We start from the raw sequence: 26,339 nt of genomic DNA on the forward strand, positions 1-26,339 counted from the left end.
CACCCGATTCAGGTGGAGCGCCGCCTGAAAGGGCGATGCCGCCTCATCCAGTCGCGCCCACGGTGCCAGCTCTTTCTGAGGCCGCGTTCGGTCAGGCTTTCGAACATCGCATCGGGGCTGGTCGGGTCGAGCAACTCATTCTCGGCGATGAACTCATCCATCGGCCCCGGCGGGACAAGATCGAGCAATTCGAGCGAGCGCCCCTTTCCGCGCAGCGCCTCGATCGTATCGATCAACGAGCCTGTACGCTTGAAGGTCGCGGCGACCTTCTCTTCCGGCACGTCCAGATGTTCGGCGATCAGCGAGGTGCGCAGCCGCGCGATCTTCGGTTCGGCGCCCATATTCGCGGGCAGCGCCGTATCGATCGTGACATCGCATTCGCTGTCGAGCCCCATCGAGCGGTTGTTCATATTGGCCGAGCCGACGCGGATCATCCGGTCGTCGACGATCGCGGTCTTGGCGTGGACGTAGATCGCCTCGCCCTTTCCGGTCTGCGGATAATAGACCTTCAGCCGGTCGCCATGTTTTGCCTTCGCGATTTCGCGGACCAGCTGCACGCGCGCGGCGTCCATCGCCATCTGCTCGAGCCAGCCATCGGCGGTCTTTGGCATCACCATCACGAATTCGGGCGGGTCGTCCTCGCTCAGGCGCTCGGCGATTGCCGCGGCGATCTTGCCCGAGGTGAAATATTGATTCTCGAAATAGATGAAGCGGTCCGCGGCCGCGATCATGTCGAGATAGAGCTGCTCGATCTCGCGAATCTCCTCATAGCCGTCATATTCCGAACGCGTGCGCGAGATCGCGACATCGACGCCCTCGAAATCGGGCTTCAGATCATCGGGCCAATTCTCGCCCTCGCCCTTCAGGTCTCGTAGCGGCTTTTTGGTTGCGCGCTGCCAGCGCTCGTTCCCGAGCTCGGCCAGCGCGTTGCCCACGGGGCCGGCAAGGATCATCGTGCTGTCGTGCCACGGCATATAGGCCTTGCCGTCGGGCGCGGTGCGGCGGGGATCGCCGTCCTTGTGATCGCGCGTATCCCAGCGGCGCGCGCCGACATCGATGCCGCCGCAGACCGCCAGATGATCGTCGAACACCGCTACCTTCTGATGATGGCTGCACCCGACCGGATGCGCGCTGTCGAGACGAAAGCTGATCGATCGCGTCAGTTTCCAGCGCATGACCATCGACACGATGCGCGGCATCGCGAATTGCTTCAGGCCGCCGAAGTTCCAGCGCAGGATATCGATATCGCGATCGGGCTTTTCATGCGCGAGCCGCAGCAGATAATCGCCGAGCGGTTCGCCCTGGCCATCCTTGCCGGGTTTCAATGCGATGCGAGGATCGAAGTCCCAGCCGATGAGCAGGATGCGCTGCTTCGCGTCGGCCATCAGCCGTTCGAGCAGCGCGAAATAGTCGGCGGCGTCGACGATCATCCGCGCCTTGTCGGCGCGTTCGATCCGCCAGCAATTGCGGCCCTCGACGACAATCGGTTTCAGGTCGCGTTTGCTCATCGCCGCCGACACGCATGGCGGCGGCGATGGTTGCACCCGAACATGTCAGGCCGCGAATTGTTCGGGCGTCAGCGCCATCATCGCCTCGCTGCCCGCCTCGATCTTGCGGCGGAGCGACCCGGCATCGGGAAGGAAGCGCTCACCGAAATAGCGCGCCGTGACGAGCTTGGCATCGAGGAACGCGTTGTTGCCGCGACCTTCCGCCAGCGCCTTCTGCGCCGCTTCGGCCATCTTCAGCCACATCGAACCCAGCGCGACGATCCCCAGGATGTGCATATAGTGATGCGCGCCGGCGCCGACGTTATTCGGGTTCGCCATGCCATTGGCCATGAACCACATCGTCGCGGCCTTGAGTTCGCCGTTCGCCTTTTCGAGGCGCGTCGCGAAATCGGCGAGCGCTTCATTGCCTTTGGCGCGTGCGCATTCCTCGTCGACGATCGCGAAAAAGGCCTGGATCGCACGACCACCGTTCTGCGCGAGCTTGCGGCCGACAAGATCCATCGCCTGCACGCCGTTCGCGCCTTCATAGATCATCGTGATGCGCGCATCGCGAACATACTGGCTCATGCCCTGCTCTTCGATGTAGCCGTGGCCGCCGAAAACCTGTTGCGCGTTGGTCGCGACCTCATAGCCCTTGTCGGTGCCGAAACCCTTGATCACGGGCGTAAGCAGGCCGACGAGGTCGTCGGCGCGCTGGCGCTCCTCTTCCGTCTCGGCGACATGCGCGAGGTCGACCTGCAAGGCGCCCCATACGCACAGAGCACGGAGCCCCTCGACGGTTGCCTTGCCGTCCATCAGCATCCGGCGCACGTCGGGGTGGACGAACAGGGGATCGGCCTTTTCCTGCGGATCCTTGGGACCGGTCAGCGCGCGCCCCTGCCGGCGGTCCTGCGCATATTGCACGGCATTCTGATAGGCGACATCGGCCTGACCGAGCCCCTGAATGCCGACGCCGAGGCGCGCCGCATTCATCATCACGAACATCGCGGCGAGGCCCTTATTCTCCTCGCCGACCATCCAGCCCTTCGCGCCGTCATAATTCATCACGCAGGTCGAATTGGCATGGATGCCCATCTTGTGCTCGATCGACCCGCACGACAGCGTGTTGCGGTCGCCGAGCGACCCGTCTTCGTTCACGATGAACTTGGGCACGATGAACAGCGAGATGCCCTTGACGCTGTCGGGCGCGTCGGGGGTCTTCGCGAGGACGAGGTGGATGATGTTGTCGGTCAGGTCATGCTCGCCCGACGAGATGAAAATCTTGGTGCCGGTGACGGCATAGCTGCCGTCGCCATTCGGCACCGCGCGGGTCCGGATGAGGCCGAGATCGGTGCCGCAATGCGGCTCGGTCAGGTTCATCGTCCCGCCCCATTCGCCCGAAACCATGCGGGGAACATAGGTCGCCTTTTGCTCGTCCGAACCCTTGACGAGGATCGCGGCGGTCGCGCCCTGCGTCAGTCCCGGATACATGGCGAAGGCCTGGTTCGCGGCATTGCGATATTCCTCGACCGGAAAGCCGATGACATGCGGCAAGCCCTGTCCGCCGAATTCCTCCGGCGCGGTGAGCAGGCCCCAGCCGGCTTCGCTATAGGCCTTATACGCTTCCTTGAAGCCCTTCGGCGTGGTCACCGAGCCATCGTCGTGGCGCGTGCAGCCTTCGAGGTCGCCCGACTGATTGATCGGGAATAGCACTTCTTCGCAGAATTTGCCGGCTTCGGTCAGCACCGCCTCGATCATGTCGGGCGTCGCGTTCGCGAAACCCGGCAGGTTCGAATAGCGCTCGATCCCGAGAACGTCGTTGAGGAGGAACAATGTGTCCTGCACGGGGGCGCGATAAACGGGCATGGAAAATCCTTCTGAAAAGCAGGTTCGATGTCAACTTGCCTGGGGAGAGGCAGAGGCTCGGTAGCCGGGGCGGCCTAGCGGCCAGCGTCGACTTTCTTCACCATATCGATGAAGCGTGACAGCTCATCTACAGCGCTGTCAATATCGTCGCGCTGGCGTTGCAGCAGGCCTATACGCTGCTCGCATTTCTCGATCGTTACCTGGCGCTGGGTCTTGCGACCGTCGCCGACGTCGTAAAGGTCGATCATCTCGCGAATATCGGCGAGGCTGAACCCCGTGCGCTTTGCGCGCAGGATCCATGCGAGCCGCGCGCGATCGCGCTTTGAATAGATACGCGACAATCCCTTGCGCGACGGGCTGATCAGCCCTTCGTCTTCATAGAAGCGCAGCGCGCGGGCCGTGACCCCGAACTCGGTCGACAAGTCGGTGATGCTGAATTGTTCGCGCCCCAGATGATCGGGCGTATCGATATGGGCGTGGCCATATTGTTCGGTCATGCCAGTGAAACTAGTTTCCGTTGACGTGAACGTCAAGACCGGCGGCACGGGTCATTTCGGGGCAGATCGGCCCGCACAAGGACGCTGCATATTGCCGTGCCGATCGGCAATCCGCAAGTCTGCCGCATCGTCCGCTGACCAGCTTGCCCGCGGCAGCCGCAAACCCGACAGCGAGGCGCGGTCGGGACAGAGACGCGCGCATTGTTGCGGGAGGCTTCCGGGAAGGCGCAGCTCGTCGTCTTCCTCATGCGCCAGCGCCTCGCAGCCATCGGCGCCGGTAAAGCGCATCCGCCAGCCGTCGCCCTCCCGAACCATCGTCCCGCTTGCGCTGCACGACAGCGTCGCACCGTAGGCGGCGGTGACAGCGAAGCGCCATGACCCCGCCCCGTCGGGAACGACGCACATCGCATCGCGCCCCAGATCGTGGATGCGCTCGAACACCCCGACCGGACTGGCGGCCCCTGCATGCACGACGCCGCGCTGACGCGCCGCGACTTCGAGCGGATTGTTCGCATCGACGCCTTTTGCGTTTTCGGTCGGCTCCGGCCGGTCGCATCCCGCGAGAAGCAGCGGCACGAGAGCCAGTGCGAAGCTAGCCCTGCGCATCATCGTCCAGAAAAGTCAGGCTACCGTCGCTTTCGATGCGACGATAAAAGCAGGAACGGCGCCCGGTGTGGCAGGCTGGCCCCGCTGGTCTGACGCGGAGCAGCAGCGCGTCCTGATCGCAATCGACGCGCATCTCGACCAAGGTTAGACCGTTGCCGGACGTCTCGCCCTTGCGCCACAAGGCTTGCCGCGACCGTGACCAGAAATGCGCCTGCCCCGTCGCCCGGGTCGCCCCGATCGCCTCTTCATTCATATGCGCGACCATGAGCAGAATATGCGTATCGGCGTCGGTGACGATCGCCGTCACCAGCCCGTTTGCGTCGAAACGCGGAGAAAATCGGTCGGTCGTGTCGCGCTGATCATCCATAAATCGCGCTTTAGAGCAGGTTTGGAGGCACTGTCACGCCGTTGTTCGCGCGCCATGTGACAAATGCGTGATTAGGGGGGCGACATTTGCGATTGCCGTCCCTATATGCGCCGCAGTCACTGGCCCCTGCCCCTGGAACGACATGCTGACGACCCACCCTTTTGATGACGACAAGCTCCGCGAGGAGTGCGGCGTATTTGGTATTCATGGCGCGGATAGCGCCGCCGCGGTAGTCGCGCTGGGGCTTCACGCCCTGCAGCACCGCGGACAGGAAGCCGCAGGCATCACCGCCTTCGACGGCAAGGAATTCCACACCCACCGCGCGATGGGCCATGTCGCGGGCAATTTCGACCGCGACGACATCATGCGCCAGCTGCAAGGCGGATCGTCGGTCGGCCATGTCCGCTATGCGACGACGGGCGAAACCTCGCTGCGCAACGTCCAGCCCCTGTTTGCAGACCTGTCCACCGGAGGCTTCGCAGTCTCGCACAACGGTAATATCTCCAACGCGACAGCGCTCAAGAAGGTGCTTGTCCGCCGCGGTTCGATCTTTCAGTCGACCAGCGATACCGAGGTGATCATCCATCTGGTCGCAACTTCGGCCTATCGTTCGCTGCTCGACCGCTTCATCGATGCACTGAAGCAGGTCGAAGGCGCCTATTCGCTGATCTGCCTGACAGCCGAAGGCATGATCGGCTGCCGCGATCCGCTCGGCATTCGCCCGCTCGTCATCGGCAAGCTGGGCGATGCGCATATCCTGGCGTCGGAAACGGTCGCGCTCGACGTCGTCGGCGCCGAATTCGTGCGTTCGGTCGAACCCGGCGAGCTTGTCATCATCCGCGACGGCCAGCTCACCTCGCACCGCCCGTTCGCCGACCAAGCGCCGCGCCCGTGCATCTTTGAATATGTCTATTTCTCGCGCCCCGATTCGATCGTCGACGGGACGAGCGTCTATTCGGTGCGCAAGGCCATCGGTGCCGAGCTTGCGCGTGAGAACCCCGTCGAGGCGGATCTCGTAATCCCGGTCCCCGATTCGGGCACGCCCGCAGCGATCGGTTATGCGCAGGAATCGGGCATTCCATTCGAACTCGGCATCATCCGCTCGCACTATGTCGGGCGCACCTTCATCCAGCCCGGCGACAAGGTTCGCCACCTCGGCGTCAAGCTGAAGCACAACGCCAACCGCGCGCTGATCGCCGGCAAGCGCATCGTGCTGATCGACGATTCGATCGTGCGCGGCACGACGAGCCTGAAGATCGTGCAGATGATGCGCGATGCCGGCGCGACCGAGGTGCATATGCGCATCGCGAGCCCGCCGACGCAGCACAGCTGCTTCTATGGCGTCGATACGCCCGAGCGCGCGAAGCTGCTCGCCGCGCAGATGAGCGTCGGCCAGATGGCGAATTTCATCAACGCCGACAGCCTGTCCTTCATCTCGATCGACGGCCTTTACCGCGCGCTGGGCGAAGCGAACCGCAGCGACGATGCACCAAAATATTGCGACGCCTGCTTCACCGGCGACTATCCGACCACGCTGACCGATTTCGACGAGCATGGGCTGGAAGATCAATTTTCGTTGCTTGCTGAACGGGTTGTCTGACACAATGAATATGGCGTCTAAAGAATTGGCGGGCCAGGTCGCGCTCGTCACCGGGGCAAGCCGCGGCATCGGCGAAGCCATCGCCGAATCGCTTGCCGCGCGCGGCGCGCATGTCGTGATTACCGCACGCACCGCCGGCGGGCTCGAGGAACTCGAAGACCGTATCCACGAAGCCGGCGGCAGCGCGACGATCGCCCCGCTCGACCTGACCGACGGCGACAGCATCGCCCGCCTTGCCAGCGCAATCGCCGAACGCTGGCAACAACTCGACATGCTTGTGCTCAACGCCGCGATGCTCGGCACGCTGACCCCCGTTGCAGCGATCGACGGCAAGGAATTCAACAAGACGCTGACGCTCAACCTGATCGCGCAGCAAGCGCTGATCGCCAATTTCGACCCGCTGCTGCGTCGCGCGGCCAGCGGCCGACTGATCGCGCTGACGAGCAGCGTCGCACGCGAGCCGCGCGCCTATTGGGGCGCCTACGCGGCGTCGAAGGCGGCACTTGAGGTGCTGGTGTCGAGTTATGGCGCGGAAATGCGCAATATCTCGACCGTGCGCACCGCGATCCTCGACCCCGGCGGCACCCGCACACAGATGCGCGCGCGCGCCTATCCCGGCGAAGATCCGCAGAGCATCAAGGACCCGGCGGCCGTCGGCGATTATGTTGCAAAGCTGATGATCGAGGGTTTCGACAGCACCGCTTTCCACGCGCTGCCCAAGGTCATGGAAAAAGCTTAACGCCATCTTCGTTTTCCTGCGCTAAGACACGCGCATAAAAGGATTTGCGAGGGCGCGGGAATGACCAGGAATATTTTGCGATCGGCGATTGCCGCCGTCGTCGGCATTATTGTCGCGTTCGGGCTGATCTGGCTGGCCCAATATGCCGGCAGCGAGATTTCTCCCTCCGAATATGATGCTGCAACGGGTGAAATACTCATCCCGATCGGCTCGACCATCGCCCTTGTCGTCGGCTGGTTTCTGGCCACATTCGCGGGTAGCTGGCTTGCGATACGTATTTCCGCCGGAACCGGCGCGGGATGGGTCGTCGCCGGCGCCGTGATCGGCGCCGCGCTTTATACTGCCGTCGATTTCGCGGACACCTGGTGGATCATGGCGCTAGGCGTCGCCGTTCCGCTCGTCGCGGTCTGGCTGGCGCAGCGCGCGACGAGCATCATCACGGAATAGCGCGTCGCCCCCGCGAACGGAGGCGACGATGATGTCCTATCTGGCTTCCTTGTCGACCGCCGCCTGCACGCTCTTGTAAAAGGCCTCGCGCGCCGCGCCGACACCCTCGGGATCGGTGGCTGTCGGCCAGTTGCCGTTCGACGCGATGACGAGCTTGCGCTTCGGATCGATGAAAATCCCCTGCCCGAAGATGCCCTGCGCGGCAAAGCTGCCGTCGTCGTTCGTCCACCATTGATAGCCATAGCCGCGGCCCGGCAGGTCGATACCCGTCTGCTTCGTCGTCGCCGCCGGAATCCAGTCGTCGGGCAGCACCTTCTGCCCCCCCGCGATGCCGCCGTTCAGGATAAACTGGCCAAAGCGAGCATAATCCTTGAGGCTCGCCGACATGCAGCAACCGCTGATTTCATGCCCCGTCGCGCCGAGCATCCACACCGCATCCTGCTCCATCCCGAACGGTTTCCAGACCTTTTCGGAGAGATATTGCGACAGCGTCTTGCCCGTCGCGCTAGACACAAGCACGCCGATCAGATTGGTCTCGCCGGTCTTGTACACCCACTTCGACCCCGCAGGCGCTTCGCGGGGCAAGGTCTTCATATAGCTGACGGTTATGTCCTCGCCCTCGACGGGCTTCTGCAAGTTGAACAAGGCAACGTCGGATTTGGGATCGGTATAATCCTCGTTCCATTTGACGCCCGAGGTCATGGTGAGCAGTTGCTTCACCGATACATCGTCATACGCCGACCCCTTGAGACCGGGGATATAGACGGTGACCTTGTCGTCGAGGCTCTTGATATAGCCGTCCTTCACCGCGGCGCCGACGAGCGTCGAGGTAAAGCTTTTGGCGACCGAAAAACTGGTCCAGCGACCCGCCGCGCCATAACCGAGCGCATATTTCTCGAGCCGGATCTTGCCGTCCTGCACGATGATCAGGCCGGCATTGCGCTGCTTCGCCATATAGGCGTCGACGTCGGCGCCGAGGTCGATCGGCTTGCCCTCGGGCAACGGATAGACCGGCCCGCCCGCCTTGACCGTATTGACCACAACCTTGGGAACCGTCTCCATCGTGCGGAATGCGGCGTCGCGTTGATCCTGGGTCCAGAACAGCACATTCAGATCCTTTGGCAGTTTGTCGGTTTTCTCGGGTGCCGCGGGCGCACTGCACCCCGCCGCCGCAGTGCAAAGCAGCACCGCCGCCAAAAATCTTCGCATGATGGTTCCTCTCCCGTTTTCAGGCTGTCTTTTCGAGCGTGACCTGCGCGACGTCGATACCGCCGCCGCGAAAGCCCCCCTCACAATATTGCAGATAGTAACGCCACAACCGCACGAAGCGCGCGTCGAACCCCGGCGGAAGCTGGTCCGCCGCGACCGCGGCGTCAAAGCGCTCGCGCCATTGGCGCAGCGTCTCGGCATAATCGCCGCCGAACCGCCGCACGTCGCGCCAGGCAAGGCCGCGTGCTTCGGCAAGCGCGCGAAAGCGGCTCTCCGAAATCAGACAGCCGCCCGGAAAAATATAGGCCTGGATGAAATCGCTGCTCGCAGCATAGCGCTCGAACAGCGCATCGTTGATCAATATATATTGGATCGCCGCCTTGCCCCCGGGACGCAGCAGCCGCGCGACGGTATCGAGATAGGCGGGCCAATAGGCCTCCCCCACCGCTTCGACCATCTCGACGCTGGCGATCGCGTCATAGGGGCCCTGCGTGTCGCGATAATCGCAGATTTCGATACGCGAGCGATCCGACAGGTCGACCGTAGCAAGCCGCGCATCGGCGATTTCAGCCTGCGCCGGTGAGAGGGTGATGCCGGTATAAAGGACGTCGTGGCGGTCGACCGCCCGTTCGGCGAGCGCGCCCCAGCCGCAACCGATTTCGAGCAGGCGGCTCCCCGAACGCAGATCGAGCCGGTCGAGGATCGCATCAACCTTCGCCGCCTGCGCCGCTTCCAGCGATTGACCGGGATCGGTGAACAGCGCGCTCGAATAGTTCATGCTCGGGTCGAGCCACAAGCGATAGAAATCATTGCCCAAATCATAGTGCGCGTGGATGTTCCGCTTCGCACCTCGCCGGTCGTTGCGATGCAGCGCGTGGATAGCCTTGTTGAGCCAGCGCGAGGGCCCATGCGCGCGCGCGACATTGCCCAGTGTTTCGCCGTTGCGCATGAACAGGTCGAACAGCGGCACCGGATCGGGCGACGACCATTCACCGGCTTCCCACGCACGATACCAGCCCACCGATCCCGACAAAGCCAGTCGCGCCAGCGCCGTCCAGCTTTGCAGGTGGACGACCGCAGTCGGCCCCTTTCCGCGCCCACCGAGCAGGCGCACGCTCCCATCGGGCAGATGCCCCTCGATCGTTCCAAGTGCGAGCCCCGCGTCGATGCGGTCGAGCATCCGGTGAAAGAGGCCCGCCGGGGCCAGCGCGATCAGCCGCGCCATGGCGCCGCCCGAGCGATAGGCACGGTCGGCGCGGAGCAATTCCTTGCCACGGCGCGGGCTGACATGCGTGTTCATTAGCTCCTTCCTGCCTCAAACGCATCGCGCTGACAATCGGTTGAAACGTGCAACGCCATGACGTCACACGAGCGGGTCATTCGGGGTGGCTTGCGGTGTCCGGCGCGGTAAGCCGAACCTGAAACCTGTCCTGCGCGAGTGGATGCATGAAACGCTGGTCGCGAAGCAGGATCGCGTCCCCGTCCTCTTGCGCCACAGGCATGCGCGACCAGAAGAGGAAGGCGCGCGCCGCCGGGTCGGCTTTCACCCAGATCGCGAGGCGCGGATCGTCCAAACCGGTGGGCGTGCCGGTCAGGTCGACCTGGCCGCCAACCCCGGGAACGAAGCTCGCGGTGCCGTAACGATCAGCCGTTCGCCAGAAGATGTCGCGCTTCCAGAAGGCCAGCGGCGGCGGGCTCGCGACGACGAGCGCGTTCTTCGTGCCGGTTGATTCGAGTGCGCTCGATACCATGCGCTCGGCAGCGCCGGTGATGAGGCCGTTGGCGAAGATATAAGCTGAGACGGCCGTGAAACCGATCCATGCCGGGCGCTGCCAGTTCGGCCTGCCCCGCCGCTCACCGCGGAGCGACAGCCAGACCGATACGCCGAGCGCGATCCATATCCACAGATCGATGATGAAGATGCTGTCGCCGTAGAACCAACGGTGGCTGAACGGCTCGAGGAGGCGAATGCCGTAGTTGTTGAGCCAGTCGAGCGCCGGATGGCTGAGGCAGCCGATATATGCGAGTGCGAGCAACCAACCCTTGTCGATCGGCAACCGCCCCGCCGGTCGCTTGCGACGTCGATCCTGCCAGCGATCGAACGCGATCATCAGCGCCCATAATATGACCGGCAGGAGCAACAGTGCGATCGGCCCGTGCGTGATCCCGCGCCGCATCGACAGCGATTCGATCCCGTAGATCGCACAGGTCGCATCAATATCGGGCAGGTTCGCCGCGATGATCAGTGTCGGCATGGCGAGGCCGGTTTTGCGCTTGAGCCCCATCTGGCCCAGCACCGCACCGACGAGGCTGTGCGTCAGATTATCCATGACGGCGGAAGATCAGAGCTCGGGCCCGCTTTCGGTCACTGTCCAGGTCTGCCCCTTCTTGAGCAGGCTCTGAAGATCGGCCGTCTTGCCTTCGGCCGCCGCCTTGTTCTGGCGCACGACATCGGCTTCGAAGGTCGGACGCGGATCGTCGTAGAGAACACCGAGCGCCATCGGGAATTCGCCAAAGCGCATTTCGACGAGCATGTGCGCGACGCTGCGGTTGGTGACATCGTGAACGATCACGCCCGCGGCCTGCCAATCGCCGTCGACGACATCGACAGTCTTGAGATGCAACGCATCCGCATCTAGCGCGATACCCTTGGTACCCTTGGCATAGAGCATCGGCTCGCCCTGCTTCAGCCAGAGCTGGCGATCCTCGGCCCCCTTCGGGGCTGCAAAATCCTCGAACACGTCTTTGTTGTAGACGATACAGTTCTGGAAAATCTCGATAAAGGCCGCACCCTTGTGAGCATGCGCGGCCTTCAGCACGTTGGGCAGTTCCTTCGACACGTCGAAGCCGCGGGCGACGAAGCGCGCGCCCGCACCGAGCGCGAAGGCCGCGGGTTGCGCCGGGCGATCGACCGAACCATAAGGGGTCGACGGGCTGGTCGTACCGACGCGGCTCGTGGGCGAATATTGCCCCTTGGTCAGACCATAAATCTCGTTGTTGAACAGCATGATCTGGCAATCGAGATTGCGGCGGATCAGGTGCATCGTGTGATTGCCGCCGATCGACAGGCCATCGCCGTCGCCGGTGACGATCCACACGTCGAGGTTCGGATTGGCGAGTTTCAAGCCCGTCGCGAACGCCGGCGCGCGGCCGTGGATCGTGTGGAAGCCGTAGGTTTCCATATAATAAGGAAAGCGCGACGAGCAGCCGATGCCACTGATGAACACGGTGTTCTCGGGCGCGGTACCGATTTCGGGCATCGTGCGCTGCACCGCCTTCAGGATCGCGTAATCGCCGCAGCCGGGGCACCAACGGACTTCCTGATCGGTTTCCCAATCCTTGAGCGTCGTGGTGCGCGCGATGGTGGTCATCTCGTTCATATCAAAGGGCTCCGTCGATCGCGGCTTCGATTTCGGCGATGGTAAAGGGCTGGCCCGACACCTTGTTTACGGGCTTCGCGTCGACCAGATACTGGTCGCGCAACACCGTCTTCAATTGGCCGGTGTTCATTTCGGGCACGATCACCCTGTCAAAGCTCTTGAGAAGTTCGCCGAGATTGGCGGGCAGCGGCCAGATGTGGCGGATATGGACATGGCTGACATCAAGCCCCTCGGCGCGCTTGCGGCGCACCGCCTGATGGATCGGGCCAAAGGTCGAACCCCAGCCGACGACCGCGAGCTTGCCGCCCTCGGCACCCAGTTCGACGATCTGGTCGGGAACCTTGATGCCGTCGATCTTGTCTTTGCGGATGTCGGTCATCGCCTGATGGTTGCCCGGCGCATAATTGATGTGCCCGGTGTCCAGTTCCTTCTCGATCCCGCCGATGCGGTGAAGCAGGCCGGGCGTACCCGGCTTGACCCATGGGCGCTTGAGATTCTCGTCGCGGCCATAGGGCTTGAACCCGTCCTCTGGCACCGTTTCGAGGAACTGCACCGGAAACGCCTCATAGGTTGTGAGGTCGGGGACGTGCCAAGGCTCAGCGGCATTGGCGATATAACCGTCCGTCAGCAGCATCACCGGCGTCATATATTGCACCGCGATGCGGCACGCCTCGATCGCGCATTCGAAAGCATCGCCGGGCGAGCGCGCCGCGATCACCGGCATCGGCGCATCGCCGTTGCGCCCATAAACCGCCTGATACAGGTCCGACTGTTCGGTCTTGGTCGGGAGGCCGGTCGAAGGGCCGCCGCGCTGCGAGTTGACGATGACAAGCGGCAACTCGGTCATGATCGCCAGCCCCATCGCCTCGCCCTTCAGCGCGATACCGGGGCCCGACGAGCTGGTGACGCCGAGCGAGCCCGCATAGCTCGCACCGATCGCCGAACAGATCGCCGCGATTTCGTCCTCGGCCTGGAAGGTCGTGACGTCATATTCCTTGAGCCGCGACAGGTGATGCAGGATCGCCGATGCGGGCGTGATCGGATAACCGCCGAAGAACATCGGCAGCTTGGCAAGCTGCGCACCCGCGACGAGGCCGAGCGCGATGCCCTCCGCGCCGGTCAGCGTGCGGTAGAGGCCAGGTGCCGCCGGAGCGGGGTCGACATGATGCTGCTTCAGCGGGCCGGCAAGCTCCGCGGTCTCGCCATAGGCGTGACCCGCGTTGAGCGCGGCGACGTTGGCGGCGGCAAGATCGGGCGCCTTGGCGAACTTGGCGTTCAGCCAGTCGACCAGCGGCTGGCGGTCGCGATCGAACATCCAGAGCGCAAGCCCCAGCGTCCACATATTCTTGCAGCGCAAGGCTTCCTTGTTGCCGAGGCCGAAGGGCTTCACGGCATCCATCGTCAGCTGGCTGATGTTGAGCTTGAGCAGCTGCCATTTCGCAAGGCTGCCATCATCGAGTGGGTTCGCATCATATTTCGCCTTGGCGAGGTTGCGATCGTTGAACTCGCCCTCGTCGGCGATGATGAGCCCGCCCTGTTTGAGTTGCGGGACATTGGTCTTGAGCGCCGCGGGGTTCATCGCGACGAGCACGTCGGGCGCATCGCCCGCGGTGTCGATCGCGGAAGATCCGAAATTGATCTGGAATGCGGAGACCCCGAACAACGTCCCTTGCGGCGCGCGGATTTCGGCAGGAAAATCGGGGAAGGTCGCAAAGTCGTTGCCCGCGAGCGCCGACGACAGGGTAAATTGCCCGCCGGTCAGCTGCATCCCGTCGCCGCTATCGCCGGCAAATCGAACCACCACTGCATCCGAAAGGGGAGACTGCCGCTTGTCGGCCTGGTCCTCTACCGCTGTCGCCATTTATATTCTGCCTCAATTTTGCGAACCTGTAACGGAGGCCTAGGCCCCTGTGCGCCAAGCCGCAATTGAGAAAAAATTGTGCGCCGCAAAGGGCGAAGCGCAGGTCGGTTTCATTTCGGGATTGAATTTGCCCCGCCGATCCCGAATAGCATGACGAAAATAGCGATCAGGGAGAGAGTATATGACAGACGGAACCGCCCATTTTACGCGCCCCGATGTGGCCGCGTTTCTCGCCTTCCTGAACGCGCAGGAAGGCCCGAAGATGGAAGAAATGCCGCCCGAGGGTGCGCGCGAAATGTTCCGCGTCATGGGACAACTCGCCGATGTGCCGCGCGGCGACATCGCCAAAGTGGAGGACCGGACGATTCCCGGCCCCGCGGGCGACATCGCCATCCGCATCTATGACAACCGCCCCGACCGCGAGGCCGGTCCGGTCATGGTCTTTTATCACGGCGGTGGCTGGGTGATCGGCGATCTCGACACGCACGATCCCTATTGCGCCGAGGCGGCGCGCCTACTCGACATGCCGGTGATCGCGATCGACTATCGCCTCGCGCCCGAGCACCCCTTCCCTGCCGCGCCGCTCGATTGCGAGGCCGCGACACGCTGGGTCGCAGACAATATTCCCTGCACCGGGCTGGTCCTTTCGGGCGAAAGCGCCGGCGGCAATCTGACGATCGTCACGGCGCTCGCACTGCGCGACAAGCCCGCTTCGAAGCCGGTCGTCGCGATCCATCCCATCTATCCCGCGGTCACGACGCACAATGACTGGCAGAGCTATCGCGATTTCGGCGAAGGCCATCTGCTGACCGAGGGCAGCATGACATGGTTCGGCAATCATTATGCGGCGGACCCGGCAGACTATCGTGCCTCGCCGCTCGATTTCCCGGCTGAGGGCCTGCCGCCGACATTGTTGATCACCGCCGGACTCGACCCCCTCCGCGACCAGGGCCGCGCTTATGCCGCCAAGCTGGTCGAAGCGGGCGTTCCGACCACCTATCGCGAGGCAGCGGGCACGATCCACGGCTATATCAACCTGTCGCAGGGCATTCCGAGCGCGAAAGAGGATATTCGCGGGGCATTGACCGTATTGAAAGCGATCGTCGCCGAAGCTACCGGGGCGGCATGATCGACCATAGCTCTCTCCCTTATCGCCCGTGCGCGGGTGTCATGCTCGCCAATCGGGACGGCCGCGTCTTCGTCGGCCAGCGGCTTGATACGACAAGCGAAGCCTGGCAGATGCCGCAAGGTGGGATCGACGAGGGCGAGAGCGCCGAGGAAGCGGCGATCCGCGAACTCGGCGAGGAAACGGGCGTCCATGGCGGGCTGGTCGAAATCATCGCGCGCAGCCGTGAGGAATATTTCTACGACCTTCCCGACCAACTGATCGGCAAGATGTGGGGCGGAAGATATCGCGGCCAGCGCCAGCACTGGTTCTTGATGCGCTTCATGGGCGACGACAGCGACGTGAACATCCACACGAAGCATCAGGAATTTCGCGCCTGGAAGTGGGCCGAACTGAACGAGATCGAGAAATTGATCGTCCCGTTCAAGCGTGCGCTTTACCGCGGACTGGTCGAGGAATTCGGTCCGCTCGTCTGATCCCTGAGCGCCAGTGCGCTGCGGAAGACATTGGCGAACATCTCCGCGGTCAGCCGCCCTGTGTTCGTATTGTAGCGCGAGCAATGATAGCTATCGACCAAATGCCGTCCGCCCGGCAACGCATGGACCGCGCCATGCGCGAAAGGATGTGCGGCAAGCCGTTCGCCGGAAGCCCGTAAGGCCGCGTCATGCGCGACCCGCCCGAGCGCGATGATCACGCGGACTGCGGGCAAAGCCTCCATCTGCTTTTCGAAATAGGGCCGACAATTCGCGATTTCGACGGGGGTCGGCTTATTCTGTGGCGGCAGGCATTTGACGCTGTTGACGATGATCGCGCCGTCGAGCGTCAGCCCGTCGTCGATCCGTGCGTCGTAATGCCCCTTGCTCAGCCCGAATTCGGCCAACGTCGCGAACAGCAGATCTCCCGCATAATCGCCCGTGAACGGCCGCCCCGTCCGGTTCGCACCATGCTTGCCGGGCGCGAGCCCCGCAAACCCCAGCCAGGCATCGGGGTCGCCGAAGGCATGAACCGGCGCATTCCACCAGTCAGGATGTTCGGCCCTGCATTCGCGCCGCAATGCGACGAGCCGCGGGCAGCGCGGGCAATCGCGCGGCGGCTCGGTACCGGGCAATGGGCTGTCAATCTCCACGCATCTGCGATAGGCGCACGAATATGAGCAACGCAATGCCGCTCCCTCTCTATGCCATCGGCCTCGGATCGAACCGGCGCCATGTCCGCTTCGGCGACCCGCGCGCGGTGCTGCTGGCCGCGCTCGCCGCATTGGAAAGCGACGATATCGAAGCGGTCGACGCCAGTCCGATCATCGCCAGCGATCCGATCGGCCCGTCGCGTCGCCGCTATGCCAATGCGGTCGCACTCGTCGCCTCTCCGCTCAGCCCGCCCGAAATGCTCGAACGATTGCAGGACATCGAAGCGAGCTTCGGCCGCCGCACCGGTCAGCGCTGGAGCGCACGGACGCTCGATCTCGACATATTGCTCTGGTCGGGCGGCGTCTGGGCAGACGGCGCGCTCACCATCCCCCACCCCGCGATCGAACAGCGCGCCTTCGTCCTCGGCCCGCTGCGCGCAATCGTTCCCGAATGGCAGCACCCGTTGCACGGGCGCAGCGTCCGGCAGCTCGCGGCGCGCCTTTCGCGTCCAAAGCCGGTTGACCGGACCGCATCGGCGCACTAGGGCGACGGCTCACTTCGCAAGCTCGCTTCGGCGGCTCCGCGATGGGCCCTTAGCTCAGTCGGTAGAGCAACTGACTTTTAATCAGTAGGTCGCTGGTTCGAACCCAGCAGGGCTCACCATCCAAATCTTTCAAACTGCCACTCTGAATTGGCCGAGAGACCGATTGGGAAGGATGAGAGATTACCTGTGCCCCCAGGCAATCAGCAATCGCATCAGAATATGCAGGTGGACTCCCTCGGCGCTGTCGTCGTGCGGGCAACGCCGCGGGACTATTCTTGGGCGGCTTTGCGAGCTCGACCGTCAGGGGACCGACCGACCGGCGGGCGCGTGGGCGTCGCGTTCGGCTTTTAAGATACATCGCGTCGATCGCCGGACGTCGACAACGGCCGGCGACCCGACCCCGCTCGTCACTGGATACAGACTAGTTCTGAGAAGCACCCGAGGGCGATAATTCCCATTTTCCTGACAAGTCATTGAATATGGGAATTTTGCAAGGTGGCGGAGACGGAGGGATTCGAACCCTCGGTACCGGATTTACCAGTACGACGGTTTAGCAAACCGTTGGTTTCAGCCACTCACCCACGTCTCCGCATGGTCTGCCGCGCTAACGACAGGTTTGGCCTAGGCGGGTCGCTATAGCCATGCGTCTCGCACCCCGCAACGGCAAAGATTGTGCATTTCTATGTGGATTACCGACATTTCGTCGTCCGAATGATTCGGTCTGGCTTAAAATCGACTCAGGTCATCGCCGGTTCATTTGCCGGAGCGTCAAAGCGAGTCATGATTAACGAAGATTTCGGCGCCGCGGTGCCGTCCGATTTTTGGGGGTCCAATATGCGAAAAACGTTCACCAGCCTTGCTCTCGCAGCAATGGCATCGATCGGCCTTGTGCTGTCGCCGCTTCCGGCTTCGGCGCAGATGCGCGAAATCGATCCGAACAGCACCGTGATCGATTCGGATATCGACAATCCCGCTCCGCCACCGATGTCGAGCGATTCGACCGCCGGCACGTCATATGACAGCGATCTGGCGACAGGCGATCAGCAGACCAGCGAGACACCGCCTTATGACGGGACGGCAACGAACGGCGACGTCTCGGCGACGACAGTCGAGGCGGCTCCCGGGTCGACATACAAGAAGGACGACCTGATCGGGGCCGCCGAGGGCGTGTTCGGCAAGGGCGCGCAGGGCCTGGCCGGACTGATCGAGGATATTCTCAAGAAGCAGGGCGAGCCCAACGCCTATATCGTCGGCCGCGAAGCCGGCGGTGCGCTGGTGCTCGGCGTGCGCTACGGTTCGGGAACGCTGCATCACAAGATCGAGGGCGAGCTGCCCGCTTACTGGACCGGCCCGTCGATCGGCTTCGACGCGGGCGCCAATGCCGGCAACACGTTCGTTCTCGTCTATAATCTCTTCGACAGCGACGACCTTTACAAGCGCTACCCTGCAGGCGAAGGCGCGGCGTATCTCGTCGGCGGCTTCAATGCGAGCTATCTGCGCCGCGGCGACGTCGTGCTGATCCCGATCCGTGTCGGTGTCGGCGCCCGGCTTGGCGTCAACGCCGGCTATATGAAGTTCCGCAAGAAGCAGAACTGGGTGCCCTTTTAAGACCAGCCCGTTTGCCACGGGGGCGATAGCCCGCGCTTCGGCGCGGGCTTTTTCTTTGCGCGAATGATATCCTGCCAGCGCAGCTTCATTTGGAGATCGAAGACATGACATCGCGTCCTGCTGGCCCGCATTATTCGCCTTTCACGATCGGCGGAGGGCTCATCTTCGTGTCGGGTCAACTGCCCCTGCTGCCGGGCCGCGATACATCGCTGGCGGCCGCGCCCTTCAAGGAGCAGGTCGAGCAGACGCTCCGAAATCTCGAATCGGTGCTTCGCGATGCGGGCGCAGACGTGACGCGCGTGATCAAGACGACGGTCTATCTCAGCGACATATCCGACTGGGATGAGCTGGACGGCGTGTATGGCGCGTTTTTCGGCGCAACGCGGCCTTCGCGAAGCGTCGTCCCCACCGGGCCGCTCCATTTCGGATTTCGTATCGAAATCGAGGCCGTTGCGCTCGCGGCGAGCGACGCAGACTTAGTCGCCGTCGAAGGCGATCAGCGTTTCGCAGGTCAGGCCGGCAGCCTCTAGTCGTTTCGATCCGCCCAGATCGGGCAGGTCGATCACGAAAAGCGCCGCGGCCACGTTGGCGCCGACGCTTTGCATCAATGCAGCGGTCGCGATGATCGTGCCGCCGGTCGCGAGCAGATCGTCGACGAGCACGACCCGGTGCCCCGGCAGCACCGCCCCTTCGTGCAGTTCGAGGCGGTCGACGCCATATTCTAGTTCATAGTCGACGCCGATGGTGACGCCGGGCAGCTTGCCCGCCTTGCGCACCGGGACGACGCCCAGCCCCATCGCGGTGGCCATAGCGGCACCGAACAGAAAACCCCGCGCCTCGACCGCGACGATGAAATCGGGCCGGTGCACGGCGGCAAGCGCGCTCAGGCGGCGAACGCTTTCGGCAAAACCGGCGGCGTCGCCGATCAGCGTGGTGATATCGCGAAACTGGATGCCCGGCTTCGGAAAGTCCGGGATGGTGCGGACGAGCGACGCGAGGTCGAGGTCCGGCTGAGGCGGGAGGGCGATCATCGAGCTGGTCGCCCTCCCCTATGCGCTCAATGCTTCTTGTCGGCCCAGATGTTCCGGTACGACAGGTACGTCAGTACGGTGAAGATCAGCAGGAAGAAGAACACTGCATAACCCACCTGGATACGCTTGATCAGCTTGGGCTCGGCGGTCCAGACGAGGAATGCCGTGACGTCCTTCGACATCTGATCGACCGTCGCCTTGGTGCCGTCGGCATAGGTCACCTGATTGGGTGCCAGCGGCGGAGCCATCGCGAGGTTGAGATTCGCGAAATAGGGGTTGTAGTGCAGCCCCGTGCCCGGCTTCAGTTCGGCAGGCAGGTTCGCTGGCGGATTCTGGAACCCGGTCAGCAGCGAATAGATATAATCCTTGCCGCCTTCACGCGCCTTGGTGATCAGCGAAAGGTCGGGCGGCAGCGCGTTGTTGTTCGCGGCGCGCGCGGCGACTTCGTTCGCATAGGGCGACGGGAAATAATCCGACGGCAGGCCATCGCGCGTCGCCGGTTCACCCGTGTCGGGGTTGATCGACGGAACCTGGAAGCCCTTGGCGAAGGTCTTGATCTGGCCTTCGGTGTAGCCGAGGTCCGCAATGTCGCGGAAGGCGACAAGGTGCAGGCTGTGGCAAGCCGAGCAGACCTCCTTGTACACCTGCATGCCGCGCTGCAGTTGGGCCTTGTCCCAATGCGGCAGCACGATGCCATCGCTGGCGAGCTTCAGGTGACGCGGATGTTTGTGAAACGAGTGAGCGACATTCTCTTCATTGCTGAGCGGCGTCGTGAAAATCGCGAGCACCAGCGCGGTAATGAAACCGAGGCCGACGAGAAATCCGAGCGGACGAACCATGGCTGTATCAGCTCCTATTAAAGTCCGGCGCTCAGGCCGTTGCCGAAGCCGACGAGGTGTCGGTGGCGTGTTTGGCGAGGACCGCTTCGGTGATCGAATTCGGCATCGGAAGCGGGCGTTCGATCCGCGACACGATCGGCAGGATCACCAGGAAGTGGGCGAAGTAATAGATCGCGCCCAGCTGGCTGAGGATCACCCACGGCTGTTCCGCCGGCTGCATACCGCACCAGCCGAGAAGCAGGACGTCGGCAACGAGGATCCAGAAGAAGATCCGGTACAGCGGACGATAGTTCGACGACTTGATCGGCGAGCTGTCGAGCCAGGGCAGGAAGAACAGCAGCGCGATCGAGCCGAACATCGCGATGACGCCCCACAGCTTCGCGTCGATCCACAGGAAGTTGAAGGTGAAGGCCTTCAGGATCGCGTAGAAGGGCAGGAAGTACCATTCGGGAACGATGTGAGCCGGGGTCGAAAGCGAGTTCGCCGGGATATAGTTGTCGGCGTGACCCAGTGCGTTCGGGCTGAAGAAGGTCAGTGCGACGAAAATCAGCAGGAACACGCCGACGCCGAAACCGTCCTTCGCGGTGTAATAGGGGTGGAACGGGACGGTGTCCTGTTCGTCCTTCACCTCGATACCGGTCGGGTTCGACGAACCCGGGATGTGCAGCGCCCAGATGTGCAGGATGATGACACCCAAGATCACGAACGGCAGCAGATAGTGCAGCGAGAAGAAGCGGTTGAGCGTGGCGTTGTCGGGGACGAAGCCGCCGAGCAGCCATTCGCGCACCGGCTCGCCGACGATCGGTATCGCCGAGAAGAAGCCGGTGATCACCTGCGCGCCCCAGAAGCTCATCTGGCCCCAGGGAAGCACATAACCCATGAAGGCGGTCGCCATCATCAGGAGGAAGATCACGACGCCGAGCAGCCACACCATTTCGCGCGGCGCCTTGTACGAACCGTAATAAAGGCCCCGGAAAATGTGCAGATAGACGACGATGAAGAACATGCTCGCGCCGTTCATATGCGCATAGCGGATGAACCAGCCGGCATTCACGTCGCGCATGATATGCTCGACCGAATTGAACGCGACGCTGGCGTTCGCGGCATAGTGCATCGCCAGAACGATGCCGGTGATGATCTGGATCATCAATGCGGCGCCGGCGAGGACGCCGAAGTTCCAGAAATAGTTGAGGTTGCGCGGGACCGGATAGCCGGGGCCCGTAGCATTATAGACGAGACGCGGGATGGGCAGCTTCTCGTCCATCCACTTCATCAGCGGATGCGTCGGTTCATAGGGTTTGGCCCAGGGAAAGCTCATCTTATCTCGCTCCTCAGCCGATCGTCACGACGGTGTCGCTGGTGAATTCATAGGGCGGCACAACCAGATTCTTGGGTGCCGGGCCCTTACGGATGCGCGCCGCGGTGTCGTAGTGCGAACCATGGCACGGGCAGAAATAACCGCCGAAATCGCCCTTGTTCTCGCCCTCGGCGGCACCGAGCGGGACGCAGCCGAGGTGGGTGCAGACGCCGAGCGTGATCAGCCAGTTTTCCTTGCCGGGCTTGGTGCGCTGGTCGATCGTTTCGGGATCGCGCAGATCGCCCATCGGCACGGCCTTGGCTTCCGCGATTTCCTTGGCAACGAGGTTGCGCACGAACACCGGCTGCTTGCGCCAGCTCGTCTTGATCGCCTGACCCGGCTGGATCGCCGAAATGTCGATTTCGGTCGTCGACAGCGCGAGCACGTCGGCCGACGGGTTCATCTGGTTGAGCAGCGGCAGCACCACGGCCACCGCACCGACACCAGCGAAACTCACCGCCGCAATATTGATGAAATCCCGGCGGCGTACGCCATCCTCGATACCGGCGTTGAGTTCAGATTCACTGGCCATTCGACTGCCCTTGTATGGGTGAACTAACAAAAGTTCTCGAAGTTATGGCCGTCCCTGTTGCACGCGCACGAAAGCGCACAACCCGGCGGCCCCTCCGGGAATTGCGGGCCTGATAGCCGCACTGTCCGGGCTTGCCAACAGGCAATTTCGGCTTCCTTTGCAGTACCAAGCCATAACGCCAAGCCCCCTCGATTCATCGTGGTGGCGCCGCTATGGGCTGTATATGGAAATTGCCCTGTTTCAGCCGGATATCGCGGGCAATGTCGGCACGACATTGCGCACCGCAGCCTGTTTCGGCGCGCCGGCACATATCATCGAACCATGCGGTTTTCCGTTCTCCGATGGCGCGCTGAAGCGCGCCGGGATGGACTATTCGGTCCGGGCGAACGTCCGTCGGCACGCTGATTGGGCCGGCTTTTACCAATGGAGCGTGGACGCGCAGCGGCGGCTGGTGCTGTTGACGACGGCAGGCGCGACGCCCCTGCCCGCCTTTACATTCGAGCCGGACGACATCCTGCTGCTTGGCGCCGAATCTTCGGGCGTCCCGTCTTATGTCCATGACGCGGTCGCGGCGCGGGTCGCGATTCCGATGCAGGCGGGCTTTCGCTCCTTGAATGTCGCGGTCGCGGCTGGCATCGCGCTCGCCGAAGCGCTCAGGCAAACGAAAGGCTTTCCCGCATGATCTCGCTCGATCCGCAGCAACAGACGGCCCGTGGCTGGTTCGAATCGCTCCGCGACCGCATCTGCGCGGAATTCGAGAAGATCGAAGCCGAAGCGGGCAGCGATGCGCGCTTCGGCTATACGCCCTGGGACCGCGAGGCCGATGGCATCGAACCGGGTGAAGGCGGCGGCGGCGTGCGCGGCGTGATGACGGGCAAGGTCTTCGAAAAGGTCGGCGTCAACGTCTCGACCGTCGCCGGGCAGTTCGCCCCCGATTTTGCCGCGTCGATCCATGGCGCGGGCGACGACCCTAGTTTCTTTGCCACGGGAATCAGCCTCGTCGCGCATATGGCGAACCCGCATGTTCCTGCGGTCCATATGAACACGCGCTTCCTCGCGACGACGAAGCGCTGGTTCGGCGGCGGCGCCGACCTCAACCCGCCGATCGAATATGCCGAGGACACCGATGCCTTTCACGCGCGGCTACGCGCCGCCTGCGCGCCCTTCGGACCCGACGTTTACGAACGCTATGCCAAATGGGCCGAGGATTATTTCTATATCCCGCATCGCGGCGTCCACCGCGGCGTTGGCGGTATCTTCTACGACCACCTCGAATGCGGTGACGACGCCGAGTTCGACCGCAACTTCCAACTGACGCAGGCGGTTGGCAAGGCCTTTCTCGACATCTTTCCGCAGATCGTGCGCCGCCGGATGGGCCTGCCCTTCACCGACGCCGAGCGCGAAGCCCAACTGATCTGGCGCGGGCGCTATGCCGAGTTCAACCTCGTCTATGACCGGGGCACGCTGTTCGGGCTCAAGACCGGCGGCAATATCGACGCGATCCTGATGAGCCTGCCGCCGCTCGCCAAGTGGAACTGATAAAAGAAGGGCGCCTCCGTTTCCGGAAGCGCCCTCTCATTTTTGCGTTGGCAGCCGATCAGGCGAAAACGTCGCTTCCTGCCTTCGTGCTGATCGAACGATAGACGCCGGCGGGCATCGACACCGAGATCAATACCGACGGCACATAGATCAGCAGCGCCACGATCAGTCCGCCGATCATCGCACCCGCACCTGCATCCGGCGTCATCATCGCCGCCGTCACGCTGCCGAGCAGCATCGAGATGACGAAGAAAAAGACGAAGAACAGGATCGCCATCAGCAGGTTGAAACCGACGATCGTCCACTGCGACGCCCCGGTCATCCGCCATGATTCGGCAAAAGCCGAAAAGGGATTCGCCGAGCGGTTCACCGCCATGATCGGTCCGGCAACGGACAGGCGGCCGAAGAACCACAGGAAAAACACGATGATCGCGATGTAGAACAATATGCCGAACAAGATCAGCCCTGCCGACGCGCCACCGGTTGCGAGGCTTTCGAGCGACATGCCGCTGGCGCCGAATATCGCAAAAGCGAGCAGACCGATGATGAGCATAACCACATACATCGCGATGATCGTTGCGAAATAGACCACGATCATCGCCAGCATATAGGCAGCCCCGGCGCCAAGCCCCCAGCCGATATCCGATGCGGGCTCACCCCCGACCAGCCCGGTCCGCCAGATCAGCAGGCTCGCCGCGAAAACGATCGTGCCGGCGAGGATGGCGAAGAGGAAGAAGGAGCCCAGCGCACCGAACGCCGCCGACGGATCTCCCGACGCCATCATCATCGTGCCCATGGCGTTGCGAAGAAGCAGCCAGCCGAGGATACACGCAAGAACCACTGCGCCGCCCAGCCAGAGCAGCATCTGCATCCAATTGGCCTTCAGAAACCCGAAGGTTTCGGAGAAAGCCGCACCAAGACTCATCTTTATCATGTCACTTGCCCCTGCTTATCAAAGCCTGTTTTCACACCACCCAAGGTTGGGCGAAGGCCCGCCGGCCCTGCCCTATTTGCGACACCCTCCGCTCCCGTGAGGTTCCATGATCATTGAAAGACGTCCGACGACGTCCGCAGCGTAAGCTGACGATAAGCAGCCGCGGATACCGCGATAGAAACGAGGCTGCCCGCCGCACCGAAAGCGGCCTCGACGAAGCCGCCGAGGATCCGGCCCAGTCCCGGCCCCGATCCCGCAATCACCGACACCACGCCCCCGACGATCAGCGCGGCGATCACGATCACCAGCCCGACGAGGAAGAGGAAGAAGAAGATCGCCCAGCCATTCTCACGGGTAAGGTCCCAGCTCGTGCGGATCGCTTCGAACGGATTGTAGAGGCTGCGATCGGCCACGGCGGGCGCAACGAGGGCGAGACGCCCGAGCAGATAGAGGCCGGGGATGATGAGCAGGATGAAACCGAAACCGATCGCGAAACCGCACAAGATCTGGATCGCCAGCATCGTCGGAAAGAGCATGAAACCGAATGTCAGCGCCTCGCCCACGCTTGTTCCGGTTCGCGACAGCCAGAGCCGCAGGATCGCCGCCGTGCCGATCAGCGTACAGAGCGCGATGGCGATCTGCCCCGGGATCATCTGGCGAAAGCTTTCGCGAAACCCTTCCATCACCTGGTTGATGTCGGCGCCCGCGGGCGGCTCGATCGGCACGGGGCCGAACCATGCAACGGCGAGCGTCGGCAGAAACAGAAACACGCCGGCGATCGTGCCGACCAATGCGGTGTGCGATTTCAGAAGCTGCAGGGTATCGTCCCACGCCGCACCCATGTCGAATTTTACCATTGATACCCCATCATTTTTGGTTCCCCTTCGCATCGAAGGTGACGATCTTCGGCGCGTCTGTCCAGCCCTGTCGGCAAAGCATGCCGAGGGTCTTGCGCATGCGGCCTGGGCGCGCCAGATAGCCGACGCGATGAGCAAGCTTCCCACACCCGAATGGACCGTCAGTTCCGGCCTGACCGATTATGGCTTGGCGCTGTCCGACATGGAAGCGCGCGCCGCCGCGATCCATGCCGGCGAGGCCGGCGAACTCATCTGGCTGATCGAACATCCCCCGCTCTATACGGCGGGCACCAGTTCCGATCCCGCCGAGCTGCTGAACCCCCAGTTTCCCGTTTATGATGCGGGGCGCGGCGGGCGCTATACCTATCACGGCCCCGGCCAGCGCGTCGGCTATCTCCAGCTCGACCTGACGAAACGCGGCCGCGACGTGCGCGCTTATGTCTCCGCGCTCGAGGGATGGGTGATCGACGCGCTCGCGCTGTTCGATGTCGAGGCGCGCCGTGCGGAGGGACGCATCGGCATCTGGACCGACGATGCGAACGGCCGCGAGGCGAAGATCGGCGCGATCGGGGTGCGCGTGAAGCGTTGGGTGACGATGCACGGCTTCTCGCTCAACGTCGCGCCCGATCTGGCGCATTTCGGCGGCATCGTGCCGTGCGGCATCGCCGAATTCCCGGTCACCAGCTTGGCGGCGCTCGGCAAGACCGCGAGCTTTGCCGACGTCGATGCGGCGCTCCTGCAAACGCTGCCCGCCTTTCTCGACAAGCTTTCGCCAAGCGATTAGGA

At 63.0% G+C, this 26,339-nt stretch carries 28 protein-coding genes and 2 tRNA genes; 12 read left to right on the forward strand and 18 right to left on the reverse strand.

The window, feature by feature from the left end; genetic code table 11:
• Positions 1–8 precede the first annotated feature (8 nt).
• From BLW56_RS13975 to hisI, 5 genes are all read right to left on the reverse strand, one after another.
• Positions 9–1,508, reverse strand: a complete 1,500-nt coding sequence (locus BLW56_RS13975) for a phospholipase D-like domain-containing protein (RefSeq protein ID WP_093511613.1) — start codon at positions 1,506–1,508, stop codon at positions 9–11.
• A 45-nt stretch (positions 1,509–1,553) separates the two neighbouring features.
• Positions 1,554–3,353 (reverse strand): acyl-CoA dehydrogenase C-terminal domain-containing protein, encoded by a 1,800-nt coding sequence (locus BLW56_RS13980; protein WP_093511283.1) that lies wholly within the window; start codon positions 3,351–3,353, stop codon positions 1,554–1,556.
• Between the two features lie 74 nt (positions 3,354–3,427).
• Positions 3,428–3,850, reverse strand: a complete 423-nt coding sequence (locus BLW56_RS13985; RefSeq protein WP_093511284.1) for a MerR family transcriptional regulator — start codon at positions 3,848–3,850, stop codon at positions 3,428–3,430.
• Between the two features lie 51 nt (positions 3,851–3,901).
• Entirely contained in the window at positions 3,902–4,456 is a 555-nt protein-coding gene (locus BLW56_RS13990) for a hypothetical protein (protein WP_093511614.1), read from the reverse strand.
• Positions 4,443–4,823, reverse strand: a complete 381-nt coding sequence (gene hisI, locus BLW56_RS13995; RefSeq protein ID WP_093511285.1) for a phosphoribosyl-AMP cyclohydrolase — start codon at positions 4,821–4,823, stop codon at positions 4,443–4,445. The genes BLW56_RS13990 and hisI overlap by 14 nt, the downstream gene beginning before the upstream one ends.
• Before the next feature lie 142 nt (positions 4,824–4,965).
• On the opposite strand from hisI, the gene purF reads away from it, so the two are divergent.
• From purF to BLW56_RS14010, 3 genes are read left to right on the forward strand one after another with little or no spacing between them, the layout of a single operon-like run.
• On the forward strand, positions 4,966–6,423 hold the full coding sequence (gene purF / locus BLW56_RS14000) for an amidophosphoribosyltransferase (protein WP_093511286.1): 1,458 nt from the start codon (positions 4,966–4,968) through the stop codon (positions 6,421–6,423).
• A 4-nt stretch (positions 6,424–6,427) separates the two neighbouring features.
• Positions 6,428–7,162, forward strand: a complete 735-nt coding sequence (locus tag BLW56_RS14005) for an SDR family NAD(P)-dependent oxidoreductase (protein WP_371262243.1) — start codon at positions 6,428–6,430, stop codon at positions 7,160–7,162.
• Between the two features lie 60 nt (positions 7,163–7,222).
• Positions 7,223–7,609, forward strand: a complete 387-nt coding sequence (locus BLW56_RS14010; RefSeq protein ID WP_093511287.1) for a hypothetical protein — start codon at positions 7,223–7,225, stop codon at positions 7,607–7,609.
• 36 nt (positions 7,610–7,645) lie between these two features.
• On the opposite strand, the gene BLW56_RS14015 is transcribed toward BLW56_RS14010, so the two are convergent.
• The 5 genes from BLW56_RS14015 to BLW56_RS14035 all read right to left on the reverse strand — a co-directional run bounded on the left by BLW56_RS14015 (position 7,646) and on the right by BLW56_RS14035 (position 14,059).
• Positions 7,646–8,818, reverse strand: coding sequence for a serine hydrolase domain-containing protein (locus BLW56_RS14015; protein ID WP_093511288.1), 1,173 nt, complete (start codon positions 8,816–8,818; stop codon positions 7,646–7,648).
• 19 nt (positions 8,819–8,837) lie between these two features.
• Positions 8,838–10,118, reverse strand: a complete 1,281-nt coding sequence (locus BLW56_RS14020) for an SAM-dependent methyltransferase (RefSeq protein WP_093511289.1) — start codon at positions 10,116–10,118, stop codon at positions 8,838–8,840.
• Positions 10,119–10,194: 76 nt separating this feature from the next.
• Positions 10,195–11,148, reverse strand: a complete 954-nt coding sequence (locus tag BLW56_RS14025) for a metal-dependent hydrolase (protein WP_093511290.1) — start codon at positions 11,146–11,148, stop codon at positions 10,195–10,197.
• 12 nt (positions 11,149–11,160) lie between these two features.
• Positions 11,161–12,198, reverse strand: a complete 1,038-nt coding sequence (locus tag BLW56_RS14030; protein ID WP_093511291.1) for a 2-oxoacid:ferredoxin oxidoreductase subunit beta — start codon at positions 12,196–12,198, stop codon at positions 11,161–11,163.
• 1 nt (position 12,199) lies between these two features.
• Positions 12,200–14,059, reverse strand: a complete 1,860-nt coding sequence (locus BLW56_RS14035; RefSeq protein WP_093511292.1) for a 2-oxoacid:acceptor oxidoreductase subunit alpha — start codon at positions 14,057–14,059, stop codon at positions 12,200–12,202.
• Between the two features lie 181 nt (positions 14,060–14,240).
• On the opposite strand from BLW56_RS14035, the gene BLW56_RS14040 reads away from it, so the two are divergent.
• Both BLW56_RS14040 and BLW56_RS14045 read left to right on the forward strand, forming a co-directional pair.
• Entirely contained in the window at positions 14,241–15,188 is a 948-nt protein-coding gene (locus BLW56_RS14040) for an alpha/beta hydrolase (RefSeq protein WP_093511293.1), read from the forward strand.
• Positions 15,185–15,661 carry an RNA pyrophosphohydrolase gene (locus tag BLW56_RS14045; protein ID WP_093511294.1) on the forward strand — a complete coding sequence of 159 codons (477 nt, stop codon included), beginning with the start codon at positions 15,185–15,187 and terminating at the stop codon, positions 15,659–15,661. The genes BLW56_RS14040 and BLW56_RS14045 overlap by 4 nt, the downstream gene beginning before the upstream one ends.
• Here the strand turns inward: BLW56_RS14045 and BLW56_RS14050 are convergent.
• Positions 15,622–16,311, reverse strand: a complete 690-nt coding sequence (locus BLW56_RS14050) for a uracil-DNA glycosylase (RefSeq protein ID WP_093511295.1) — start codon at positions 16,309–16,311, stop codon at positions 15,622–15,624. The two genes, BLW56_RS14045 and BLW56_RS14050, sit on opposite strands and share 40 nt — an antisense overlap.
• 23 nt (positions 16,312–16,334) lie before the next feature.
• On the opposite strand from BLW56_RS14050, the gene folK reads away from it, so the two are divergent.
• Both folK and BLW56_RS14060 read left to right on the forward strand, forming a co-directional pair.
• Positions 16,335–16,856, forward strand: coding sequence for a 2-amino-4-hydroxy-6-hydroxymethyldihydropteridine diphosphokinase (folK, locus tag BLW56_RS14055; protein ID WP_093511296.1), 522 nt, complete (start codon positions 16,335–16,337; stop codon positions 16,854–16,856).
• 43 nt (positions 16,857–16,899) lie between these two features.
• Positions 16,900–16,975, forward strand: a tRNA-Lys gene (locus BLW56_RS14060).
• 377 nt (positions 16,976–17,352) lie between these two features.
• Here BLW56_RS14060 and BLW56_RS14065 read toward each other — a convergent pair.
• A tRNA-Ser gene (locus tag BLW56_RS14065) sits at positions 17,353–17,445 on the reverse strand.
• A 245-nt stretch (positions 17,446–17,690) separates the two neighbouring features.
• Here BLW56_RS14065 and BLW56_RS14070 point away from each other — a divergent pair.
• Together BLW56_RS14070 and BLW56_RS14075 are read left to right on the forward strand one after the other, a co-directional pair.
• Positions 17,691–18,464 carry a DUF1134 domain-containing protein gene (locus BLW56_RS14070; protein WP_093511616.1) on the forward strand — a complete coding sequence of 258 codons (774 nt, stop codon included), beginning with the start codon at positions 17,691–17,693 and terminating at the stop codon, positions 18,462–18,464.
• Positions 18,465–18,568: 104 nt separating this feature from the next.
• Positions 18,569–18,994, forward strand: coding sequence for a RidA family protein (locus BLW56_RS14075; protein WP_143043467.1), 426 nt, complete (start codon positions 18,569–18,571; stop codon positions 18,992–18,994).
• Here the strand turns inward: BLW56_RS14075 and BLW56_RS14080 are convergent.
• From BLW56_RS14080 to petA, 4 genes are read right to left on the reverse strand one after another with little or no spacing between them, the layout of a single operon-like run.
• A complete protein-coding gene (locus BLW56_RS14080) occupies positions 18,941–19,495 on the reverse strand; it encodes an adenine phosphoribosyltransferase (protein WP_093511298.1) in 555 nt (184 codons plus the stop codon). The two genes, BLW56_RS14075 and BLW56_RS14080, sit on opposite strands and share 54 nt — an antisense overlap.
• A 26-nt stretch (positions 19,496–19,521) precedes the next feature.
• On the reverse strand, positions 19,522–20,334 hold the full coding sequence (locus BLW56_RS14085; protein WP_093511299.1) for a cytochrome c1: 813 nt from the start codon (positions 20,332–20,334) through the stop codon (positions 19,522–19,524).
• A 31-nt stretch (positions 20,335–20,365) separates the two neighbouring features.
• Complete coding sequence (locus BLW56_RS14090) at positions 20,366–21,652, reverse strand: cytochrome b (protein WP_093511300.1); 1,287 nt, start codon at positions 21,650–21,652, stop codon at positions 20,366–20,368.
• Positions 21,653–21,665: 13 nt separating this feature from the next.
• The gene (gene petA / locus BLW56_RS14095) at positions 21,666–22,223 is read right to left on the reverse strand and encodes a ubiquinol-cytochrome c reductase iron-sulfur subunit (RefSeq protein ID WP_093511301.1); all 558 of its coding nucleotides are present in this window, start codon (positions 22,221–22,223) and stop codon (positions 21,666–21,668) included.
• A gap of 223 nt (positions 22,224–22,446) precedes the next feature.
• Here petA and BLW56_RS14100 point away from each other — a divergent pair, with 223 nt between their 5' ends.
• Together BLW56_RS14100 and hemF are read left to right on the forward strand one after the other, a co-directional pair.
• Positions 22,447–22,905 carry a tRNA (cytidine(34)-2'-O)-methyltransferase gene (locus BLW56_RS14100; protein ID WP_093511302.1) on the forward strand — a complete coding sequence of 153 codons (459 nt, stop codon included), beginning with the start codon at positions 22,447–22,449 and terminating at the stop codon, positions 22,903–22,905.
• Positions 22,902–23,762 carry an oxygen-dependent coproporphyrinogen oxidase gene (gene hemF / locus BLW56_RS14105; protein WP_093511303.1) on the forward strand — a complete coding sequence of 287 codons (861 nt, stop codon included), beginning with the start codon at positions 22,902–22,904 and terminating at the stop codon, positions 23,760–23,762. Before BLW56_RS14100 ends, hemF begins: the two co-directional genes overlap by 4 nt.
• Positions 23,763–23,820: 58 nt before the next feature.
• On the opposite strand, the gene BLW56_RS14110 is transcribed toward hemF, so the two are convergent.
• Both BLW56_RS14110 and BLW56_RS14115 read right to left on the reverse strand, forming a co-directional pair.
• Positions 23,821–24,696, reverse strand: coding sequence for a hypothetical protein (locus BLW56_RS14110; protein ID WP_093511304.1), 876 nt, complete (start codon positions 24,694–24,696; stop codon positions 23,821–23,823).
• 110 nt (positions 24,697–24,806) lie between these two features.
• Positions 24,807–25,553, reverse strand: coding sequence for a hypothetical protein (locus tag BLW56_RS14115; RefSeq protein WP_093511305.1), 747 nt, complete (start codon positions 25,551–25,553; stop codon positions 24,807–24,809).
• Between the two features lie 130 nt (positions 25,554–25,683).
• Between BLW56_RS14115 and lipB the strand changes: the two genes are divergently transcribed.
• A complete protein-coding gene (lipB, locus tag BLW56_RS14120; protein WP_093511617.1) occupies positions 25,684–26,337 on the forward strand; it encodes a lipoyl(octanoyl) transferase LipB in 654 nt (217 codons plus the stop codon).
• The last annotated feature ends 2 nt before the right edge of the window (positions 26,338–26,339 follow it).

The organism is Sphingopyxis sp. YR583, assembly GCF_900108295.1.
GTDB lineage: Bacteria > Pseudomonadota > Alphaproteobacteria > Sphingomonadales > Sphingomonadaceae > Sphingopyxis.

Excerpts from the sequence above, each read along its gene's own strand:
- BLW56_RS14110 (WP_093511304.1), bottom strand. The coding sequence starts at position 24,696 with ATGATAAAGATGAGTCTTGGTGCGGCTTTCTCCGAAACCTTCGGGTTT.
- BLW56_RS14025 (WP_093511290.1), bottom strand. The coding sequence starts at position 11,148 with ATGGATAATCTGACGCACAGCCTCGTCGGTGCGGTGCTGGGCCAGATG.
- hemF (WP_093511303.1), top strand. The coding sequence starts at position 22,902 with ATGATCTCGCTCGATCCGCAGCAACAGACGGCCCGTGGCTGGTTCGAA.
- BLW56_RS14030 (WP_093511291.1), bottom strand. The coding sequence starts at position 12,198 with ATGAACGAGATGACCACCATCGCGCGCACCACGACGCTCAAGGATTGG.
- BLW56_RS14005 (WP_371262243.1), top strand. The coding sequence starts at position 6,428 with ATGAATATGGCGTCTAAAGAATTGGCGGGCCAGGTCGCGCTCGTCACC.
- BLW56_RS14070 (WP_093511616.1), top strand. The coding sequence starts at position 17,691 with ATGCGAAAAACGTTCACCAGCCTTGCTCTCGCAGCAATGGCATCGATC.
- BLW56_RS14080 (WP_093511298.1), bottom strand. The coding sequence starts at position 19,495 with ATGATCGCCCTCCCGCCTCAGCCGGACCTCGACCTCGCGTCGCTCGTC.
- BLW56_RS14085 (WP_093511299.1), bottom strand. The coding sequence starts at position 20,334 with ATGGTTCGTCCGCTCGGATTTCTCGTCGGCCTCGGTTTCATTACCGCG.
- lipB (WP_093511617.1), top strand. The coding sequence starts at position 25,684 with ATGAGCAAGCTTCCCACACCCGAATGGACCGTCAGTTCCGGCCTGACC.
- purF (WP_093511286.1), top strand. The coding sequence starts at position 4,966 with ATGCTGACGACCCACCCTTTTGATGACGACAAGCTCCGCGAGGAGTGC.
- BLW56_RS14035 (WP_093511292.1), bottom strand. The coding sequence starts at position 14,059 with ATGGCGACAGCGGTAGAGGACCAGGCCGACAAGCGGCAGTCTCCCCTT.
- BLW56_RS14015 (WP_093511288.1), bottom strand. The coding sequence starts at position 8,818 with ATGCGAAGATTTTTGGCGGCGGTGCTGCTTTGCACTGCGGCGGCGGGG.
- BLW56_RS14090 (WP_093511300.1), bottom strand. The coding sequence starts at position 21,652 with ATGAGCTTTCCCTGGGCCAAACCCTATGAACCGACGCATCCGCTGATG.
- BLW56_RS14020 (WP_093511289.1), bottom strand. The coding sequence starts at position 10,118 with ATGAACACGCATGTCAGCCCGCGCCGTGGCAAGGAATTGCTCCGCGCC.
- BLW56_RS14115 (WP_093511305.1), bottom strand. The coding sequence starts at position 25,553 with ATGGTAAAATTCGACATGGGTGCGGCGTGGGACGATACCCTGCAGCTT.
- petA (WP_093511301.1), bottom strand. The coding sequence starts at position 22,223 with ATGGCCAGTGAATCTGAACTCAACGCCGGTATCGAGGATGGCGTACGC.
- BLW56_RS14075 (WP_143043467.1), top strand. The coding sequence starts at position 18,569 with ATGACATCGCGTCCTGCTGGCCCGCATTATTCGCCTTTCACGATCGGC.
- BLW56_RS13985 (WP_093511284.1), bottom strand. The coding sequence starts at position 3,850 with ATGACCGAACAATATGGCCACGCCCATATCGATACGCCCGATCATCTG.
- folK (WP_093511296.1), top strand. The coding sequence starts at position 16,335 with ATGAGCAACGCAATGCCGCTCCCTCTCTATGCCATCGGCCTCGGATCG.
- BLW56_RS14040 (WP_093511293.1), top strand. The coding sequence starts at position 14,241 with ATGACAGACGGAACCGCCCATTTTACGCGCCCCGATGTGGCCGCGTTT.
- BLW56_RS13990 (WP_093511614.1), bottom strand. The coding sequence starts at position 4,456 with ATGCGCAGGGCTAGCTTCGCACTGGCTCTCGTGCCGCTGCTTCTCGCG.
- BLW56_RS13975 (WP_093511613.1), bottom strand. The coding sequence starts at position 1,508 with ATGAGCAAACGCGACCTGAAACCGATTGTCGTCGAGGGCCGCAATTGC.
- hisI (WP_093511285.1), bottom strand. The coding sequence starts at position 4,823 with ATGGATGATCAGCGCGACACGACCGACCGATTTTCTCCGCGTTTCGAC.
- BLW56_RS14010 (WP_093511287.1), top strand. The coding sequence starts at position 7,223 with ATGACCAGGAATATTTTGCGATCGGCGATTGCCGCCGTCGTCGGCATT.
- BLW56_RS13980 (WP_093511283.1), bottom strand. The coding sequence starts at position 3,353 with ATGCCCGTTTATCGCGCCCCCGTGCAGGACACATTGTTCCTCCTCAAC.
- BLW56_RS14045 (WP_093511294.1), top strand. The coding sequence starts at position 15,185 with ATGATCGACCATAGCTCTCTCCCTTATCGCCCGTGCGCGGGTGTCATG.
- BLW56_RS14100 (WP_093511302.1), top strand. The coding sequence starts at position 22,447 with ATGGAAATTGCCCTGTTTCAGCCGGATATCGCGGGCAATGTCGGCACG.